Origin of the sequence: Streptomyces hainanensis (assembly GCF_004348415.1) — a bacterium.
GTDB lineage: Bacteria > Actinomycetota > Actinomycetes > Streptomycetales > Streptomycetaceae > Streptomyces > Streptomyces hainanensis.
Genome location: NZ_SMKI01000585.1, coordinates 1 through 4,153, shown reverse-complemented (window position 1 = coordinate 4,153; position 4,153 = coordinate 1). Strand labels below are relative to the sequence as shown.

The 4,153-nt window shown below is 70.9% G+C and carries 2 protein-coding genes and 1 pseudogene; all 3 read left to right on the top strand.

Going from position 1 to position 4,153, the window contains the following annotated elements; translation table 11 throughout:
* A pseudogene (locus E1283_RS37705) lies at positions 1-961 on the top strand (hypothetical protein); the annotation flags it as partial.
* Between the two features lie 86 nt (positions 962-1,047).
* Positions 1,048-1,407, top strand: a complete 360-nt coding sequence (locus tag E1283_RS32970; RefSeq protein ID WP_132821838.1) for a hypothetical protein — start codon at positions 1,048-1,050, stop codon at positions 1,405-1,407.
* A gap of 97 nt (positions 1,408-1,504) precedes the next feature.
* Positions 1,505-3,955, top strand: a complete 2,451-nt coding sequence (locus tag E1283_RS32965; RefSeq protein ID WP_132821837.1) for a hypothetical protein — start codon at positions 1,505-1,507, stop codon at positions 3,953-3,955.
* The last annotated feature ends 198 nt before the right edge of the window (positions 3,956-4,153 follow it).

Genomic DNA, 4,153 nt, shown 5'->3' with positions numbered 1-4,153 from the left:
CGGTGGTGGCGTGGCCGGCGGTGGCTCCGTCGGTGCCGTCACGCGGCCCGACTACGAGGCGCCGAACGGCAGCGTGATCGGCTCCGGGGAGTACCCGGGCTCCAGCGTGCAGGGCCCCGACCGAGGGGACTTCGCGGGCTGGGTGGAGAGCCCCAACACCGGGCATCTCGTCGATCCGGCGACCGGCAGGGAGTTCGACCCCCAGGCCGGCCGGTGGATCGATCCGGTCACGGGGGAGCCGTTCGGCGAGGTCACGGAGTACGCGACGCGTCTCTCCGGCATCGGCGGCGGTCCCGGCGTGGTGGCCACGACCGGGGGCCTGGCGAGTGTCGGCGCCCTCGGCGCCGGCGGCCTCGCCAGCCTCTACAACGGCATCATGCCGCCGAGCGTCGGCAACTCGGGGCCCGCGCGCGGGCAGATGGCGCAGCAGGCCACCAACAACCTCGCTCGGCGGGCCACCGTGGCCAACCGGTTCGCGCTGCACGAGGCCGGGCAGGGCGGTCGTCCCTTCACGCCACCGCCCGGCGCGGCGGCGGGCCGGGGCGGCGCGGCCGGCCAACGGCTCGGTGCCGGTGGCAGGGGCGCGGCCCGTGGGGCCAGCGTTCCCTTCCCGGCCGGCCAACGCACCGCGGGCGCCGGTGCCCGCGCGCTCGCCCCGGGGCCCGGCGCGGCCGCGGCCGGCGGGCGTGGGCAGCAGGGCACGAGGAACGGCACGCGGGCCGGTTCGCGAGCCCGTGTCGGAGAGCCGGCCGCCACCTGGCGGTCCGGAGCCAGGGACGCGTCCGCCCGGCACGGGCTGACCGGGCGTCCGGGGAGCACCCCCCCTCCTTCCCCGGGAGCCAAGCGGTCGGACCGCGACAGGGACGAGCGCGCCCGGATGGGCAAGCCCACGGAGCTGACGGAGGATCCGGCGGTGTGGGCGTCGAACCGGAATGCCAGCGACGGAGTGCTCGGCGCGTAGGCGTTCCGCCGGAATGACGGCGGATCTCCGTGACCCGGCCCGTGCCGGGTTACGGAGATCCGCCACCACGGAAGGGGAAGAAACCAGTGTCCGGTGACGGCCTTTACTACATTCCGGACGGCTTCCGGGAATCCGCACGTGGCAGTTACGAGACCGCCGAGATGGCGGAGAGCACGCGGCGCTATCTGGACCGGGCGACCCCCAACGCCAGTAGCTACGCGGGCGCGGACGCCTTCGTCAACGCCGTGATCAGCACACGTGACACACAGTCACGGGGTGTCTCGCGGGCCGCCGAAGGCCGGGAGGGCATGGCCGGGGCGGACAATTTCGTCGCCGGCACGGGCGACGAGATGGAGGTCGACGCCGACGCGGCCATCAATGTCGCCGCGTCCACCGTCGAGTCACGGAACTCCGCCGTTTTTCGGGGAATTTCGGACGCCGTCTAGCATCAGCGCTTCATCATCGGGTAAGAAGTTGTTCACCAACTAAAGCAAGTGAGTTCAAGGATGATCTCCCTCTGTACCTGAGTCCTAGGAGCCCGTCGTGCCCAAGCTTGATTTCACGAGAGATGAAGTCGAAGGAAAGGCCGGCGAGAAGAAGCCGTGGACTCGGCAGAGGGAGTTCTCCGAGGAGATCGACCCCGAGGACATGGCCGACACGGCCGCCATCTACGCGCGTGCGGCGGGCGAGGCCGAGAACAGCGGGGAACTCGCCGAGGAGGCCAGCCGGTTGGGCGCCGAGTCCGGCGGCCTCGACGGCGCCACACTGGTGGACGACGAGGGCCGGATCGACGAGACCGCCCGCGGCCTGCAGGGCAACGGCGCCGACATGGACGAGGTCGTCACCCGCCTCGTCCAGGCGATGAACCGGGCCATCGACGCCGAGTCGGACGTCCAGGACGAGATCCACGGCACCAACGGTCTGGAGAAGAAGTACACCGACCACCTCCAGGACGCCGTCGACGAGTGGAACGGCTGGCAGTCCGCGCTGGAGGGAGCCGTCACCGAGGCCAACAACAGCGGGGCGGTCTCCGGCACCGTCGCGGTCCGCGTCACCCACAACGGGAAGACCATCAACGCCGACCAGGCCGAGTCCGGCGGCGGCTACGTCTACTCGCTGCCCGACAGCCTCGCCTCCGAGATCCGCGAGAAGCACCTCGACCGGGCCGTGGACAGCGCCGAGGCCAGCTACGACGAGATCAGCGACCACATCGACGCCTACCGCCAGCGGCTCATGGAGTACGGCAGCGAACTCCAGGGCCTCGGCTACGACCTGGCGGGCCCGCTCGGGCTGTGGACGACGGAGGGTCAGGCCGAGTACGCCGCCGACAAACTCTCCGAGGAGTTGGCGAAGGACGATCCCGACCGGCGGCTGCTCGCGATGTACACCCAGGGGCTCTCCGGCATCGCCGACGCGATCTTCGGCGACTCCGCCAACCCGGGTGACCCGCTGCGCGACCTCACCGCGGCGGAGCGCGCCTACCTGGACACCTTCTTCTCGGGCGTCGACGCCGAGGCGCTGGCCTCCCTCGGCAACACGATCAGCGGCTGGGACGAGGCCAAGCGGAACATCGCCAACGGCCTCACCATGCTCACCGACCCCGAACTCGGCGGGCACGACCCGACCACCGAGGCCGGCCGCGCCGCGCTGCCCGAGGTCGTCCGCCGCTTCGTCTACGACTACGAGAACGGCCGGATGTGGCCCGGCGAGAGCGGCACCACCGACGCGGACGGGTTCCGCGAGGAACTCCAGCTCTTCAACGGGTTCGGTGACATCATGTCGCACGGCACCCTCCAGCCGGGCGACGCCATCGCCAAGGACATGGCGAACGCCGCGCTCGACATCCAGGCCCGCTCCGGCGTGCAGCAGGCGCTCGGCATCTACGGCGACGAGCAGGTGGCCAACACCGGCAGCAGCAGGCTGCTGACCACTGTCTCCCGCAACACCGAGGCGTCCGCGGCGCTCCTCAACGACGCCGACTTCCGCGACGAGTTCCTCGGCCAGTGGTGGCAGGACAGCTTCGGCGCCGCCGACCTGATCAGGGCCGGCACCTCCATCCCCGAGGGCGTGGGCCACAACGACCCGGAGGCCAGACAGTACGTCGAGGCGGCGTTCAACCTGCTCGCCGACGCCCCCGACAACGGCCGGCACATCCTCGGCCAGGGCGGCCCGCAGGACGGCCCGATGGGTCTCGACCACGCCGCGCTGCAACGGGCCATCAGCGACACCGGGCTCGAGTACATGGACATGCTCTCCAAGGGCTCCGAGAAGACCGAGTTCGCCGCGTCCACCAACGGGCGGGAGTTCACCGACGAGAACCTGCACGGCCAGGACTACCTGTACTCCTTCGAGCTCAACGGCGACGACCGCCGGGCGCTGTTCTCCCTGATGAACGCCAGCGAGGAGGACGTGCGGCAGGACTTCTTCGAGGGCGTCGGCGCCTGGCAGGAGGTCACCGCCTACAACGCCTTCGTCCGGGACGGCGGCAGCGAGCGCCCCGAGCAGTCCTCCACGTTCCACGACATCGGCCGGGTCGCCGGCACCGTCCAGTACGTGCAGAAGGTGGAGACCTCGGACGACTCGTCCAAGCTGCAGTTCACCTCGTACGGTGCCCTCTCCACCAGCGCCTCGGTCGCCAACACCCTGATCGACTTCGGCAAGGGCAACGCCATCACCTCGGTCGGCGCCTACGGCATCACCGAAGCCCTGCGCTACTCGCTGCCCGACGGCGCGGCGGCGCACAAGCAGGCCCAGTGGGACGCGGTCAACTTCGGCGACAACACCGTGCGGGCGATCGTCGCGGACGCGGCCATCAGATCCGACTACCGTGGGTCCGGCGACTACCAGTTGCCCGACGTGTCGTCGGACAACGTCGACCGGGACGACCTGCGCCGCGCCACCCTCGACGTCGAGGGCGCCACCTACGACCACTACCGCGACGCCCTGGTCGAGGGCTACAACGACGCCGTCTACAACGACGCCACCGCCAACTGACCCCACCGCCCCGCCGACCACCCTGAGAGAGGTGCGACTTGCCGGAGTTCGACTTCACCAGCGCCGACGTCGAGGCGAAGGCCCAGCGGCGCCCATGGACGAGGCAGCGTGACTTCTCCTCCGAGATCGCGCCCGACGACATGGCCGACACCGCCGCGGTGTACGCCCAGGCCGCCGGTGAGGCGTCCGGAGCCGGTG